We start from the raw sequence: 13,500 nt of genomic DNA, 5'->3' as shown, positions 1-13,500 counted from the left end.
TCGGTCAGGTCACCCGGGTGTGCCGACCGGTTGCGGGGACGACCTGCGCCGACAGTGACGGTGTCGGGACGACTGGCGCGCCATGTCAGCGGCAGACGCGGATGCCGCGTAAGCCTGTTGTGACGGTCGCTTGCCACGAAAAGGCAGACGGCAGCAACGTGGTGTCTACAGCGGTGGGGTTACAGCAGTGGGCGGACAGCGGCCCGGGCCAACGCCTCGGCGGATGCGCGTGGGGCGGCGGCTGCGGCCGGTCCTTGGGAGTAGTAGCGCAGGAACGCCTCATGGAAGCATGCGCCGATCAGTAAGGACGCGGTTGCGTCCGGGTCTGCGTCGGGGTTGATGCGTTCGATGGCCTGCTCGGCCCGCAGGTAGTTGGCGAAGATGGCGACCGCCTTGTCAGGGCCACCGCCGTGCCGGTTCATCGCCACCCGGTGTGCTGTCATGCGCTGCGGGTCGGCGAGGAGCGCGCCCAGCATGGGAATCGATTGCTGGTAGAAGTCCAAGACCGCGTGCGCGAGTTCGGCGAGGTTGTCCTCGACGTCGCCGGTGCCTGGCCGGACCGAGATCCGGGACAGGCCGGGCAGCCTCTCCTTGAGGACGGCGAGCAGCAGCTGCTCCTTGTCGTCGAAGTACTTGTAGAGCGTGGGCTCCGAGACCTTCGACGCCTGCGCGATCTCCTTTGTCGTGGCCAGCGCAACTCCGCGTGTCCGCAGGATCTGCTCGGCCGCGTCGAGGATCCGTTCCCGGGTGCTCATGTCGCCCTCGTCTCACTGGTTGACAGGTTAGTGATCACTAGCCCAGTATGGGGGTTAGTGATCACTAACCCCTTGGAGGGCATGCATGCGCCTCACCGTCTTTGGCGCCACCGGCGGCACCGGACAACACGTCGTGCTCCAGGCGCTCGCCGCCGGCCATCACGTCACCGCTGTCGTGCGCGACCCGGCCCGCCTGCCGCAGGTCGACCACCCGCGACTCGAACCGGTGACCGCCGATGCCATGAACCCCGACGCGATCCGGCCAGCCGTGTCTGGCCAGGACGCGGTGGTGTCAGCGCTGGGCCCGCGCGCCAGAACGGACGCCTCGGTGTGCGCCGACAGCGCCGCCGCGATCATCACCGCGATGCGCGCCGAGAGCACCCGGCGCCTGATCGTCGTCACCGCCAGCGGACACGTCGTCGACGCCGGCGACGGCCCGTTCACCCGCACCGTGGTCAAGCCAATGCTGCGGCGCTACCTCCGGAAGGCATTCGCCGACTTCGCCCGCACCGAGCAGGCCATCCGCGACAGCAACCTGGACTGGACGATCATGCGACCGCCGCGCCTCACCGACGGCAAGCACCGCCCCTATCGCACCGCCATCGACCGCAACGTCCGCGGCGGCATCACCATCGCCCGTGTCGATCTCGCCCACGCCATCCTCGCCGCACTGGACAACCCGACCACCGCCGACCACACCATCTCCCTGGGGTACTGACCATGAAGAAACGAATCATCATCGCCGCGTGCCTGCTGCTCGTCGGTGTACTCGGCGCCGCAGGCACCGTCGGATACCTCACCTTCGTCCGGCCGCCCGCCAACCCACCAGCCGAAGCCTGTGCCGACGGCCGCAAGCCAGACGCGCGTCCCACCGGCGTCGCGGCCGGCTCCAGCTCGACCCAGGGCACTCTCGGCGCGGACTGGGTGGGCGCACTTCGCGAACGGCCCGAATACCGCGAGTACGAGTTCGTCAACGCCGGCATCAACGGCAACACCAGCGCCGACCTGCGCCAGCGGGTCGATACCGACATCGTCGCATGCCGCCCCACCGCGGTCACGATCCTGATCGGCGGCAACGACGTACGCGATGGCGTACCGCTGGATCAGTACCGGGACAACCTCGGCGCGATCGTCGACCGTGTCAAGTCCCGCACCACCGCCCGGATCGCGCTGATGTCCCTGCCGCCGCTCGGCGAGGACCTGGACGCCGACCTCAACCAGAAACTCACCGCCTACAACACCGTGATCGAAGAGACCGCAACCCGCACCCAGGTCGACTACCTGCCCGTACACGAGCAGCTAGCCGACCTCCTCCGGCAGCGCGGCGGCGACCCCGCACCATACGACTTCAGCTTCCTGCTGGCCTTCGGCGCAGCGACCCAGCACTACCTACTCGGCCAAAGCTGGGACGAGGTCGCCCGCAACGGCGGACGAGAACTGCACGTCGACCACATCCACCTCAACGACCGGGGCGGCGCAATCATCACCGAAATCGCTGCTCAATGGCTGGCCAACTAGGCCGAAGAGGATCGATGCGCGATCCGTTCGTAATCTCGGACAGCTCCACCGGTCATGAAGGCGCCCGCTGCCCACTCGCGACCGAGATCTGGTCAGACCGTTGTTCTGAACCGCCCCGGGTCTGGTGGAGTCCTCAGACTGTGACCAGTTCAGGCTGGTCGGGCTGGTGGTGAGCGTAGAACATCGATTCGTGTCCGGCGGGCGGGCGGTGTCCGATCGCGGAGTGCAGGCGGTTGTGGTTGTACCAGTCGACCCATTCGGCGGTGGCCAGCTCGACCTGGGCGAGGCTGCGCCAAGGCCGTCGCGGTTTGATCAGTTCGGTCTTGTACAAGCCGTGCCGCCTTCACGTACGCGAGGGCGTCGAGCATCGCCGTCGGCCCGTCGAAGTCGGCCACGACGAAGTGGCAGAGGTGTTGCCGGGCATCAGCGGGTACAGGCCCATGAACACGTCGCCGACCAGATGCGCCGGGACGACCTCCGTCGTCCGTGGCAGGTGGGTGGCACCCCGCCGGTCCATAGCCTTACGCCAACCGCCGGCTACCGCGGGCATCCACCCGGCAGCGCCGGTACGGGCGTTGTCCCACCGCACGGCGTACACGTCGGCCCGGGCCCGGAACCGGTCGGCGAACAACGCCAGCTTGTCCCGAGTCGGCGAAGCCATGGTGACCAGCCCCGGCGGCTCAACCGGAGCGGATAACTGCTCCGGCGCCGCGGACGTGTCCTGACCGCGCAACTCCAGCAGGCGTCCGAGCCGGGCGTTCTCCGCCCGTAACCGCTCCACCTCCCGCCGAGGATCGACGAACTCGGCCACCGAATCCATGCCGACAATCCTCGCGCATCGGGCTCCGAACACCCCGGCGCCGGTCCGCTATCCTCCGCTGATGGCATCGAACGGTAACGCCACGCTGGAGGCGATGGTCGAGGAAGCCACCGTCGACACGGACGGTTATGAGGACGAACGCGCCGGCCTGTTCACCATGATCGAGGAGCATCTGGCGGTGCCATTCACCACCACCGTCCTCGGCGTCGAGGTCACCGTGCGGAAGGTCGAGCTGACCGCGGACACCATCGTCGCGATCTGCACCCGAGGCCACCACCGGCAGAGGATCGACCTACTCGACCTGCCGATCCCCACCCCGCCGCCGGACGGCGCCGCGTGGATCGACGCCTACCGGCACTGGGCCGGGAGGTAGGTCACGGTGAGCGAGTACCAGTACTACGAGTTCACCGCCGTCGACCGACCCCTCACCGGCCGGGAGCGGGCCGAACTGCGGTCGTTGTCCACCCGGGCCGACATCACCGCCACCAGCTTCGTGAACACCTACGAGTGGGGCAACTTCAAGGGCGACCCGCGCAAGCTGATGGAACGATACTTTGACGCGCACCTGCACCTGGCGAACTGGGGCACCCGCCAACTCATGCTGCGGCTACCGAAACACGTGCTCGACCCCGCAACCGTCGCCCAGTACTGCCAGAGTGACAGCGCGTCCGCCTGGACCGCCGGCAAGCACGTCATCATCGACCTGCATGACGAGGACGAGGACGGCACCGACGAGTGGGACCTCGACGGCCACGGTCTGCTCGCCTCCATCATCCCGGTGCGGGCCGGCCTCGCCGCCGGCGACCTGCGCCTGCTCTACCTGGCCTGGCTCCGCTGCGTACAGTCCGAGGAGATCGCCGACGACGAGCCCGAACCGCCCGTCCCCGCCGGCATCGGCACCCTCGACGCGCCCCTCACCGCCGTCGCCGAGTTCCTGCGCGTCGACTCTGATCTGATTGCGGCTGCGGCGGCCGGGTCGTCGCCGGCCGCCTCCGGTGAACCGACCGCCGTGCAACTACGCACCTGGGTCGTCGGGCTGCCCGCTCGGGACAAGGACGCCATCCTGACCGACCTGATCACCGGCAGCGACAGCCACCTACGAAACCGACTGCTGCGCCGCTACCGCGACGCGCATCCCGCCGACGCGTCCGCCCCGGCGGCCGTCCGTACCGCCGGGGAACTACTCGCCACCGCCGCGGACCTGCGCGCCGTGCGGGAACGACGGGACACCGAGCAGCGTGAACGCGACCGGGTCCGCCGGGAACGCTCCGCCGCAGCCGCCCGGCAACGGCACCTCGACACCCTCGCAGTCGACCAACCCGCCGCATGGCAGCGGGTCGACGAACTCATCGCCACGAAGAAACCCCGGGAGTACGACACCGCCGTTCAACTCCTCGTCGACCTGCGCGACCTCGACGAACGCGACGGAGACAGCGCATCGTTCCGACACCGGCTGGCCGAGCTACGGGCGGCGCACGCCCGCAAGCCCAGCCTGCTCGAACGCCTCGACCTCGCAGGCCTCGAAACCTGACGCACGGTTCGCCGCCCGATATCAGCCGCCGTATATCACCGCCAAGCAGTACCCGGATCAGGGGTTGAGGTCGGCCCACTGTGCCTGCGTCAGCAGGCCCTCATGCTCCAGCCGGTGGGCGATCTTGGCCTTCGTGGCCGCATCCAGCGTCTCGGGTAGATCCTCGAACGAGGCGGGCAGGACATCCAGCAGGGAAAAGATCTGCTGGCCGTTTTATAGGCGACTGCCGGCGTGTCGGCCCCTCGCGGCGACACGTGCGGCTCCGGCAGATGGCTGGTGCGATAAGGCAGAGAGGGTGGCGCAACCGGGTTGGGCGCTGGGCCTCACTCGCGGGTCAGCCCCGGTGGCAGCGCGTCTTCGTCGAGTCGGACCCGTCGGGCGTTGGCCAGGGGGTCACGTTCGAGGGTGTGGATCAGTTGTTCCGGGCCGCCGAGGCAGGTCCAGGTGTCGTCCCAGAGGGCAGAGACCAGCCATGACCGGTCGGCCGGGAAGAACAGGTCGGGTAGCGCGCCGTGCGGGTGGCGGATGTGCCCACCGGTGCGCCAGGTGAGGGCTTGCTCGGGGCCGGCCTCGACCAGCACGTACGGCCAGTTCCAGTAGAGGAACACCCTCGGAGCGTGCGGGAAGACGACGTCGTGGGCACCGGTGTCGAGGTATGCCAACCACCACGGCTGGTCGGGGGTGTGCGCGCCGAGGTCCTCGACCAGGGCGTGCTCATAGGCAGCGGCGGTGACTTCGTCGGTCTGGTACGTGGTGGCGTAGGCGTCGAAGACCGGCGGGATGGCGGTGGTGATCGAGACGCCGGCAGTCGTGTGACCAGCGATCCAACCCACGTCGGCGGCGGTCCCGATGCGCCAGTCCCGCCCGTCCTTGCTGATCTGCACACCGCTATTCAAGCCGCTGCAACGACGGCTGGCGTGGGAATCAGCCTGGTCGCGGGAACGGCGGCCGGTGGACCGGCGGCCATGGGCAGCCATGCCGTACGCCTGCCCCGCGCTCGATGGAGCGCTGATGCTCGCAGGTCTCGCACATCCTGTCCGGGATGCCGTCCGGTGACGGCGGCAGGCTCGGTGTTGCCGTGCTCGCGGGCTCGGGAGTTGGTACGGCTGTGTGTGTTCCGCCGTGGCTGTGGCTGAGCTTCGAGGTGCCGCCCGCTCCCGCCCCGCGGGTGGGGTTGGTCGAACGGGCGGGGCCCCGGTGGCCGTAGTCCCTGATGCCCGGAGGCGGTGGGTATGGCTGCGTGTGTTTCGCCGAGATCGTTTGGCTGACGGTAGGAGATGCCACCCGCCGCTTCGTCGTCTGCGAGATTCGGTAGACCGCTGATGGAGATCCGCGACCCGTGTTCGCATCGCTAGAAGGTGCCGGCAAACCCGAACCCGTGTGGCCGCCGTCGATGGTGACGGTCGGCTGGTCTACTCCCGCCGGGTAGCCAACGACGAGACCGCCCTGCTCACCGTCATGGCCGAGGTGTCGACGCACGGCCGTCCGGTCTGCTGGGCGGTCGACGTCACCACCGGCCTGTCCGCCCTGCTACTGACCCTGCTCTGGCGCCGCCAGGTCCAGGTCCGCTACGTCTCCGGCACCGTCGCGTTCCACATGGCCGCCGCGTTCGCCGGAGAGAACAAGACCGACGCCCGCGACGCCGTGGTCATCGCCCAGACCATCCGCATGCGCCCCGACATCCCCATCCTGGAACCCTCCGACCGGCTCCTCGCCGAACTCACCGTCCTGACCAGCTACCGCGCCGACCTCGTCGGCCAGCGCGTCGCCACCCTGTTCCGGCTGCAGGAACTACTAACCGGCATCAGCCCCGCCCTCGAACGCGCGTCGACCTCAACCGCAAAGCCCCGATGATGGTCCTCGCCTGCTGGCAGACACCGGCCGCGATCCGGCACGCCGGCGTCGACCGGATCACCGCCCCTGCTCCGCCGCGGCCACGTCAAGAACGCCATCCAGGTCGCCGAGGCAATGGTCGCCGCCGCCCGCCAGCAGACCGTCAACCTGCCCGGCCAACGCGCCGCCGCCGTGGTGGTCGGGCAGATGGCCACCGAGATCCTCGCCCTCGAACAACGCATCGCCGCCGTCGACGACCTCATCGCCGAGCAGCTCGACCAGCACCCCCTGGCGCCGATCATCGCGAGTCTGCCCGGCATGGGCGCCCTGCTCACCGCCGAGCTGCTGGTGCACACCGCCGGCATGACCGAGTACGACAGCCCCGCGAAACTCGCCGCCCACGCCGGCCTGGCACCTGTCTCCCGTGACTCCGGAACCGTCTCCGGCAACCATCGGCAGCCCCGCCGCTACCACCGGAGACTGCGGCACATTCTGTGGATGGCCGCATTCACCGCCGCCCGCGAATGCCCCACGTCGCGTGCCTACTACGAAAAGAAACGCGCCGAAGGTAAGAACCACCGGCAAGCCATACTCGCCCTCGCGCGACGACGCGTCGACGTCCTCTGGGCGCTGATCCACGACCGGAAAACCCTGACCCGACCGGCATCAACCATCCGCGCCGCAGCCTGAACCAGCACGCTCCCCGCCGACGCGACAACGGTCCCGCCGGCCACTTCATCCTGCCCACCAAGATCAACCGGAGTCACATGGAGACTCCTAACCCGACGCTCCGCTTGTGTCCGCAGGCTGATGACCTGCGGCTTTTCGTTTTCTGCCTGCGTATGCCGGTCGCAGCGGGGCGTTGCTGTGGTCGCTTGCTGAAGATCAGCAGAAGCGCTGGGGCTGCGCGTGCCGGCTTATCGCTTCTTGTGCGGCCCTTACGTCGTCCGTCACGGCGAACAGGATCCGGCCTCCGACCACGCCCGGACGGAGGTCTCTCGCAGCTCGGCCGCGAGCAGGCAGACCAGCTCGGCCGGCGCCTCCGTACAGTGCCGTTCTCGGCGATCCACCACAGCCCACTGGCCCGGGCGGCTCAGACCGCCGACCTCGTCCCCCGCCACCTCCCACAGGTGCCACGACACGACTGCGATTCGTTGCAGACCGAACGCCGGTGCCTTCCGCCGCCGAACGTGGCCGATATCCGGGACGGTGGTACGCCTGGCTCGACGGCGTGCCCGACGACGAGCGCGACGAGGACGCCGTTGCCCTGCGGGCCGCTGCTCGCCGGGCGCCGGCTTGACGGTCATGCTGCGGACCAGTAGGAAGCCCGTCTGGGCGGGAGCATTGCCGGCGCGGGTACCCCGGAGGCGGAGACCATGGTGGCGAACCGGTCATTGGCGGCGATGAGTTGCGCCGGAGGGCCGCATTCGACCAGACGGCCGCCTTCGAGCACAAGTACCAGATCCGCGTCAATGACCGTGGAGAGCCGGTGGGCGATGACCACGCGGGTCATCGGTAGGGATCGTAGGTTTCGCTCGACGGTTGCCTCGGTCACGACGTCGAGGGCGCTGGTTGCCTCGTCGAGGATCAGCACGGCTGGCTCGTCCAGTAGTGCCCTGGCCAGGGCGAGCCGCTGACGCTGTCCACCGGAGAGGCCGGCGCCGCTGTCGCCGAGCTGTGTCTGGAGACCCATCGGTAGGGCGTACAGCTCATCGCGGATGGCGGCCAGGGTGAGCGCGCGGTCGATCTGCTCAGCGGTGGCGTCCGGACGGGCGAGGGTGAGTGCCTCCGCGATGGTGCCCGCTCCCACATAGGGGTCCTGCAGCACGACTCCCAGCTGGCGGCGCAGTGTCGGCAGGTCAAGGTCGGCCACGTCGTGCCCGTCGTAGCGGATCGTCCCTTCGGTGGCCGTGTGCAGACCGGTCAGTAGGGATACCAGGGTGCTCTTGCCGCTGCCGGAGCCGCCGACCACCGCGAGTTTCATGCCCGACTCGATGGTCACCGTGATGTCCGCCAGTGCCTGCGGCGAGCGCCGGTCGTAGCGGAAGCTGACCGCCTCCAGGCTGATCTGGCCGGTCAGCCGTGGGGCCGAGGGCCGTTGACGGGGCTGCTCCGCCGGGGCCTGGGCGATGTCCGCCAGCCGTTCGAGAGTGGGCGCGAGTACCGCGAACGCCGGCAGCCGCGTGGCCAGCATCGCCGCCGGAGCGGTTGCGGCGCCGGCGAGCACGGCCAGTCCGACGGCGGTGCCGGGTGAGGTGGTGGTGCGTGCGGCGACCAGCAGGATGAGTACCGGGCTGGCAATCTGCCAGGCGGAAAGCACCGCTCCGGACAGGGCGTCCATCCGGCTCTTGCGCTGCTGGGCGTCCAGGCCACGGTCGAAGGCCCGCGACCAGCGCTGCAGGACGCGGTTTTCCGCGCCGACCGCCCGGATGGTCGCGATGCCGCGTAGCGCGTCGCTGAGCTTGCTGGCCTGCTCCCCGCTGGCGAGCAGCTCCTCCCGTTGCAGTCCGGCGACCCGAAAAGACAGCCACGCCGCGACCACGAGTTGTACGACCATGCTGACCGCTGTTATCGCGGCGACAGCCGGGGCGAGGACCGCCACAACGATCAGGTAGCCGACTGCCAGTAGAGCGTCGATTCCGCTGGCTATGAACTGGGAGGCCAGCAGTTGCGGGATCCCGAACGCTGACTGGACCCGGTCCACGAGGTCCCCGGCGAAGCGTCGTTCCAGGAAGCGGTAGCTGGCGCGGAGCAGATGCTCGACGGCGTCCCGGCCCAGCCGTTCACCGATGCGTCGCTGGAGCAGGGCCACGCACAGGCCGCGGGACAACGACAGCGCGCTCATGGCCAGTGCGAGTGCGGCGACGGCGACGAACCAGACACTCTGTGGTGCCTCGTGTTGGGTGAGGCTGTCGACGATCGTTTTGGTGGCCAGCGGCACGGCCAGGCCGAAGGCTGCCATGAGCGCTGAGACGGCGCCGAGGAGGGTGAGCAGTCGCCACTGGCGGCGTAGTTGCGGCACGGCGAGTAGGCGGACGGCGCTGGCTGGCGGGGCCGAGGGCGCCGGTGCTGGGCCGTCGGGTGCGAACAGCAGGACGGCACCGGTGACTCCGGAGGCGAACTCGTCGAGGGTGAGGTGACGCCTGCCGACGGCCGGGTCGACCACCTCGACGTGGCGGTGGCGGACTCGCACCACCACGATGTAGTGATCCCCACGCCAGTGGGCGATCAGCGGCAGCGCGAGCCCGCGAATGCGTTCCGGCCGGCTACGCAGTGCGGGCAGCGCGATCGCCCGGCAGCGCAGGCCGTGGTCGATGGCCGCCGCTCGCAGGTCACGCATGGTGAGGCCGTCGCGGCCGGCGTCGAGGGCGGCCCGTAGGTGCGCGACGGATACCGGTCGCTGGTGCGCCGCGAGGATCATGGCGAGGGCTGCGACGCCGCAGTCGGAGGCCGCGGTTTGCAGGATCACCGGTACCCGACGGCTCATCATGGTGCTACCGCGGCGGTACGTTCCGTGTCGAGCCAGAACCATTCGATGTCGGCACGGGCGCGGGCATCGGCGAGCCACTGGTCGAACATCACCCGCTCGGCGTGCCGGCGGGCATCGTCGTCGAGTTCGGCGGGCAGGCGTTCGAGTACGACGGCGCGGGCGGGCGTTCCATGCACGGCCGTCGTGACGGGCTGGCCGACGGTGACTGAACGCAGCTCCTGGGGAGCCTCGCCGGCCGGCATGTGCAGCACCCCCGCGGGTTGTCCGTGCTGAATCGCCTCCGCGACGGCGGTCAGCGCGGCGGTCCGGTCCGCCGGCATCGGCGCCGATCCGTCCGGGTCCGTCGCGGCGACCCAGGCGACGGTGAGGGTGGCCAGATCCTCGCGGTGTTCGACGAGCCACGACTCGACCCGGCCGGCGGTGACCCGCCGCCGGAGGGCAGCGGCCGTAGCCGCGTGTGTGACCAGTCCGACGAAGCCGTCCTGGTCGAGCCCGACGGCGTCGAGCCATCGGATGGTCTGCTCAGCGGTGAGCAGGCCCTTGGCCCGCCGGAACGCATCGGTGGCCTGTTGGATCTGGGTGTCGTCGAGGTGGATCGGTTCACGCTCGAGTTCGGCTTTGATGATGCAGGTGTCGATCAGCCGGGTCAGCACCCCGGCGTTGTCCCACAGGTGGTCCAACGCGCCCAGGGCTTCGCCGACGCCGAGTTCGGTGGTCCCGACCCGGAGCAGTTTGTTCTCGGTGTAGTGCACGGCGCCGCGTAGCGGCCACGGTGCGGCGGGCGCGGGGCTGAACGCGACGGAGACGGTACCGGCGGGGCCGCGGATCAGCAGGTCGTAGCTGACCGTGCCGTCCACTTCGCGGTCGTGGAGCAGGTCGAGTCGGGCGTCGGACCACCGGGAGCGCAACCGGGCCATCGCCGAGGCGGCCTGGTCGCTGGCGCCGTTGTCATCGACCGTGGCCTGCGACAGCTGAATCACCGTCTCGACGGCGTCGGCGAGCAGCGCCGGATCCGGTGATGCCGTCTGCTTCACCGGCGTCCTGTCGATGGTGCTGGTCACGACTTTTCTCCTGTCGGAATGGCCGCCGTCGACAGCAGCAGGTCGACGATCGCGGCCGTGATGGGCAGACCGGTGGCGTCCTCGACCCAGAGGTACTGGCCGCTGGGGTTGATCTCGAGGAACACGTATCGGTCGTCGGGGGTGAGGACGAGATCGATGGCGCCGTAGCACAGACCCAGTTGTCGGGTCAGCCGGACACACCGGTCGGCGACGTCCTCGGGCAGAGCCCAGGGCCGTATCCGGGTGTTCTTGTCGTCGTAGCGACGCCAGTCGTGGCGGGTGTGGTTGGCATGCTGCGAATCGATGGCGGCGGCGTAGACCCGCTCACCCACGACGGTGACGCGGAGCTCCAGCTGTTTGGGCACGTAGGACTGGATGATCAACGGGCACTCCCGGATGCCGTCGATGTGCACCAGATCCCGGCGGCGTACCGGTTCGGTGTAGCGCACCAGGCCATCGCCCAGTCTGGTCAGCCCGACCTGTTTGCTGATGAGGTGCCCACCGTGGGCGTTGAACAGGTCGAGGACCGCATCGGGGTCGTTACCCGCAACGGTCTCCGGCAGTTCGAAGCCGAGCTGACCGGCGAGCTGCAGCTGACGTAGCTTGTACTGGGCCCGTTGGACGACCGGACGTGGCGCCGGCACAGCCAGCGCATCGATTGTCTCCCATGCGTCGCCCACGAAAGTGGCGCTTTCGTCGGCTACGAAGTCAGCCAGGTGTCCGCCCAGGTGTGCGGGCGGCACCGGCCGGCCGGGCCGGCGGAACCACACCGCTCTCACCTCGTCGAGGTTCACCTGCCCGCCGTCGTGGTGCAACGTCCGCCGCACCCGGCCGTCGAGGATCCGGAGGGCCATTCTCGCCCTGGTGGGCACCAACGCGGGGTCGAATCGTAGCCATCGGGCGTTACGGCGGCCCAGTTCCGCCTCGACCGCGTCCGCGTGCACGTCGTCGGCCTGAGTCAGGATCAGAATCATGGTTCTCCTGTGGTGCGGGACGGGTTCGATGCGGGCTCGCCCGGGCATCATGAAAAAGGGCTGGAAGTTCTCGCCAGCGTCAACGGCAGATTCGGCGTAGCTGGGCCGGTAATCGGGCCAGCCAGCCGGCGACCACGCTCGAAACGCGGAGCGCCGGCTGGCTGGACTCGACTCAATGACGAATCAGAAGTCTTCGTCCGCGTCGCAGTAGGCGTCGTCGAAGTTGAGGCACTTTGACGACCTGTCGAACGGTGGCTTGCCTCCGATCAGGTTGGCGAGGTCGTCCTCGGTGAGCTCGACCCCGTCAGCCGGGATGTCGTCGATGCGGATGGACTTGCCCAATTGTTCCTCCTCAGTGTTCAGCGGCTCATCGCCGCTCCTAAAACGGCCCGGCGGCGCCGGGCCGCACAAATTGCACCTGTCGGCAAGGCCGGCATCGGAATTGCCGTCGTCCGGGCGCTCCGTCATAGATCGCGCCGGCTTCCGATCGATTCCTTATTGGCGCAGGTCGACCCTGCACGTCCCGATGTCCCAAGACCAAGGGCTCTCAGTCCCGAACGGTCGGGCATTCTTTGCTGGATACCTAACGGGTGCGAGTGGTCTGGTCACTCATGGAGCTGTCCGCGATACGGTGTCGACGGTTGAGACGCTATGAGCGCAGTCCGCTGCAGTCGTCAGCCCGCAATTTGATCGGCGGGTGGAGATCAACGACCAGGACTTCCACCCAGGGGTGGATGGGGGCCGCGAGGCGGCCGTGCCGGCGTGCGATGCGCTGCTATGGAACTCGCGCCGTGTCACGCTCCCCAGCGCCTTGTTGGCGGCGTCGCGGGCCTTCTCGAACTCCTGCTGCTCTTTCGGTGGCGCCGGACCGTCGCGGCCGGACCTGGTGGACGAACATCCGGCGCGTCGAGTGACGTCGCCTTCACTCATCGACCTGCGTCGGCCGGGATCGCGTGCGACGGTGCGGGACGACCAAGAGGCTTCCGCGCGGTGAGGGCACCGAACGCCACCGTGAGCAGGGCGAACATCGGGATGCCACTGAACTGTTCGGGCGTGACGAAGTCGAGGAACAGGGCGATCGCGATGGCCACGCCGACCCAGACGTGGGCACGACCAGTTCGCCAGAGGACGATGCCGGTGCCTATCATCCCGATGACGGTGGCCAGCATCATCGGGATGAGCAGCCCCAGGAACACCGGACCCGCGAAGATCTGGTCTGCGACCTCGGCCATCTCGGCACGCGCAGTGGACGAGGCGAGCTCGGACATCACGGCGTTGACCGCGATCACCGCCGTGTGGAGCAACCACCCGACTGAGCCGAGGAACAGCAGCACGCTTGCCCGACGATGGCCACCACGGGCCATGTCGCCTCCCAGCAGCGCGAAGCCGACCGCGAGCAGGATCGCCGAGACATACGTCAGCGCCGACGCTGCGAGGAACTGCCCGGAGTGCGCCTCGATCACCCCGAGGTTCTCGACCTGGGAGCCGACCAGCCGGGGCATGAGGACGACGCCGGCG

General features: G+C 68.9%; 15 protein-coding genes and 1 pseudogene. 7 read left to right on the top strand and 9 right to left on the bottom strand.

Going from position 1 to position 13,500, the window contains the following annotated elements; all coding sequences use genetic code 11:
- Positions 1 to 179: 179 nt before the first annotated feature.
- Complete coding sequence (locus tag OG505_RS23905; protein WP_405427732.1) at positions 180 to 755, bottom strand: TetR/AcrR family transcriptional regulator; 576 nt, start codon at positions 753 to 755, stop codon at positions 180 to 182.
- Positions 756 to 840: 85 nt separating this feature from the next.
- On the opposite strand from OG505_RS23905, the gene OG505_RS23900 reads away from it, so the two are divergent.
- Both OG505_RS23900 and OG505_RS23895 read left to right on the top strand, forming a co-directional pair.
- A complete protein-coding gene (locus OG505_RS23900; RefSeq protein WP_405427730.1) occupies positions 841 to 1,473 on the top strand; it encodes an NAD(P)-dependent oxidoreductase in 633 nt (210 codons plus the stop codon).
- Between the two features lie 2 nt (positions 1,474 to 1,475).
- Positions 1,476 to 2,273: an SGNH/GDSL hydrolase family protein gene (locus OG505_RS23895; protein WP_405427729.1), complete on the top strand. Its 798-nt coding sequence runs from the start codon at positions 1,476 to 1,478 to the stop codon at positions 2,271 to 2,273.
- A 133-nt stretch (positions 2,274 to 2,406) separates the two neighbouring features.
- Here the strand turns inward: OG505_RS23895 and OG505_RS23890 are convergent.
- Positions 2,407 to 2,610: pseudogene (locus OG505_RS23890) on the bottom strand (integrase core domain-containing protein); the annotation flags it as partial.
- Positions 2,611 to 2,616: 6 nt separating this feature from the next.
- A complete protein-coding gene (locus OG505_RS23885) occupies positions 2,617 to 3,093 on the bottom strand; it encodes a TOTE conflict system archaeo-eukaryotic primase domain-containing protein (RefSeq protein ID WP_405427727.1) in 477 nt (158 codons plus the stop codon).
- A 61-nt stretch (positions 3,094 to 3,154) separates the two neighbouring features.
- Here OG505_RS23885 and OG505_RS23880 point away from each other — a divergent pair, with 61 nt between their 5' ends.
- Both OG505_RS23880 and OG505_RS23875 read left to right on the top strand, forming a co-directional pair.
- On the top strand, positions 3,155 to 3,466 hold the full coding sequence (locus OG505_RS23880) for a hypothetical protein (RefSeq protein WP_405427725.1): 312 nt from the start codon (positions 3,155 to 3,157) through the stop codon (positions 3,464 to 3,466).
- Positions 3,467 to 3,472: 6 nt separating this feature from the next.
- Positions 3,473 to 4,624: a hypothetical protein gene (locus OG505_RS23875; RefSeq protein WP_405427723.1), complete on the top strand. Its 1,152-nt coding sequence runs from the start codon at positions 3,473 to 3,475 to the stop codon at positions 4,622 to 4,624.
- Between the two features lie 323 nt (positions 4,625 to 4,947).
- Here OG505_RS23875 and OG505_RS23870 read toward each other — a convergent pair whose 3' ends face one another.
- Positions 4,948 to 5,508, bottom strand: a complete 561-nt coding sequence (locus tag OG505_RS23870; protein WP_405427722.1) for a hypothetical protein — start codon at positions 5,506 to 5,508, stop codon at positions 4,948 to 4,950.
- Positions 5,509 to 6,004: 496 nt separating this feature from the next.
- On the opposite strand from OG505_RS23870, the gene OG505_RS23865 reads away from it, so the two are divergent.
- From OG505_RS23865 to OG505_RS23855, 3 genes are all read left to right on the top strand, one after another.
- Positions 6,005 to 6,478, top strand: a complete 474-nt coding sequence (locus OG505_RS23865; RefSeq protein WP_405427720.1) for a transposase — start codon at positions 6,005 to 6,007, stop codon at positions 6,476 to 6,478.
- Positions 6,479 to 6,592: 114 nt separating this feature from the next.
- Positions 6,593 to 7,147: a transposase gene (locus OG505_RS23860; protein WP_405427718.1), complete on the top strand. Its 555-nt coding sequence runs from the start codon at positions 6,593 to 6,595 to the stop codon at positions 7,145 to 7,147.
- A 77-nt stretch (positions 7,148 to 7,224) separates the two neighbouring features.
- Complete coding sequence (locus OG505_RS23855; protein WP_405427716.1) at positions 7,225 to 7,779, top strand: histidine phosphatase family protein; 555 nt, start codon at positions 7,225 to 7,227, stop codon at positions 7,777 to 7,779.
- Here the strand turns inward: OG505_RS23855 and OG505_RS23850 are convergent.
- The 5 genes from OG505_RS23850 to OG505_RS23830 all read right to left on the bottom strand — a co-directional run bounded on the left by OG505_RS23850 (position 7,761) and on the right by OG505_RS23830 (position 13,484).
- Positions 7,761 to 9,947 (bottom strand): peptidase domain-containing ABC transporter, encoded by a 2,187-nt coding sequence (locus tag OG505_RS23850; RefSeq protein ID WP_405427714.1) that lies wholly within the window; start codon positions 9,945 to 9,947, stop codon positions 7,761 to 7,763. The genes OG505_RS23855 and OG505_RS23850 overlap by 19 nt on opposite strands.
- Complete coding sequence (locus OG505_RS23845) at positions 9,944 to 11,008, bottom strand: TIGR04500 family putative peptide maturation system protein (RefSeq protein ID WP_405427712.1); 1,065 nt, start codon at positions 11,006 to 11,008, stop codon at positions 9,944 to 9,946. The genes OG505_RS23850 and OG505_RS23845 overlap by 4 nt, the downstream gene beginning before the upstream one ends.
- Positions 11,005 to 11,982 (bottom strand): MvdC/MvdD family ATP grasp protein, encoded by a 978-nt coding sequence (locus tag OG505_RS23840; protein ID WP_405427710.1) that lies wholly within the window; start codon positions 11,980 to 11,982, stop codon positions 11,005 to 11,007. The genes OG505_RS23845 and OG505_RS23840 overlap by 4 nt, the downstream gene beginning before the upstream one ends.
- A gap of 183 nt (positions 11,983 to 12,165) precedes the next feature.
- Entirely contained in the window at positions 12,166 to 12,450 is a 285-nt protein-coding gene (locus OG505_RS23835) for a putative ATP-grasp target RiPP (RefSeq protein WP_405427708.1), read from the bottom strand.
- A 458-nt stretch (positions 12,451 to 12,908) separates the two neighbouring features.
- Complete coding sequence (locus OG505_RS23830; RefSeq protein WP_405427707.1) at positions 12,909 to 13,484, bottom strand: hypothetical protein; 576 nt, start codon at positions 13,482 to 13,484, stop codon at positions 12,909 to 12,911.
- Positions 13,485 to 13,500 lie beyond the last annotated feature (16 nt).

It is taken from the genome of Micromonospora sp. NBC_00617, assembly GCF_045161355.1.
GTDB lineage: Bacteria > Actinomycetota > Actinomycetes > Mycobacteriales > Micromonosporaceae > Micromonospora.
Note: the sequence above shows the minus strand (reverse complement) of the source record. Positions and strands in the feature narration are given on the sequence as shown.

What these genes read in the sequence shown, in the direction of transcription:
- OG505_RS23905 (WP_405427732.1), bottom strand. Translation starts at nt 755, where the DNA reads ATGAGCACCCGGGAACGGATCCTCGACGCGGCCGAGCAGATCCTGCGG.
- OG505_RS23900 (WP_405427730.1), top strand. Translation starts at nt 841, where the DNA reads ATGCGCCTCACCGTCTTTGGCGCCACCGGCGGCACCGGACAACACGTC.
- OG505_RS23895 (WP_405427729.1), top strand. Translation starts at nt 1,476, where the DNA reads ATGAAGAAACGAATCATCATCGCCGCGTGCCTGCTGCTCGTCGGTGTA.
- OG505_RS23885 (WP_405427727.1), bottom strand. Translation starts at nt 3,093, where the DNA reads ATGGATTCGGTGGCCGAGTTCGTCGATCCTCGGCGGGAGGTGGAGCGG.
- OG505_RS23880 (WP_405427725.1), top strand. Translation starts at nt 3,155, where the DNA reads ATGGCATCGAACGGTAACGCCACGCTGGAGGCGATGGTCGAGGAAGCC.
- OG505_RS23860 (WP_405427718.1), top strand. Translation starts at nt 6,593, where the DNA reads ATGGTCGCCGCCGCCCGCCAGCAGACCGTCAACCTGCCCGGCCAACGC.
- OG505_RS23855 (WP_405427716.1), top strand. Translation starts at nt 7,225, where the DNA reads ATGGAGACTCCTAACCCGACGCTCCGCTTGTGTCCGCAGGCTGATGAC.
- OG505_RS23850 (WP_405427714.1), bottom strand. Translation starts at nt 9,947, where the DNA reads ATGATGAGCCGTCGGGTACCGGTGATCCTGCAAACCGCGGCCTCCGAC.
- OG505_RS23840 (WP_405427710.1), bottom strand. Translation starts at nt 11,982, where the DNA reads ATGATTCTGATCCTGACTCAGGCCGACGACGTGCACGCGGACGCGGTC.
- OG505_RS23835 (WP_405427708.1), bottom strand. Translation starts at nt 12,450, where the DNA reads ATGACGGAGCGCCCGGACGACGGCAATTCCGATGCCGGCCTTGCCGAC.
- OG505_RS23830 (WP_405427707.1), bottom strand. Translation starts at nt 13,484, where the DNA reads ATGCCCCGGCTGGTCGGCTCCCAGGTCGAGAACCTCGGGGTGATCGAG.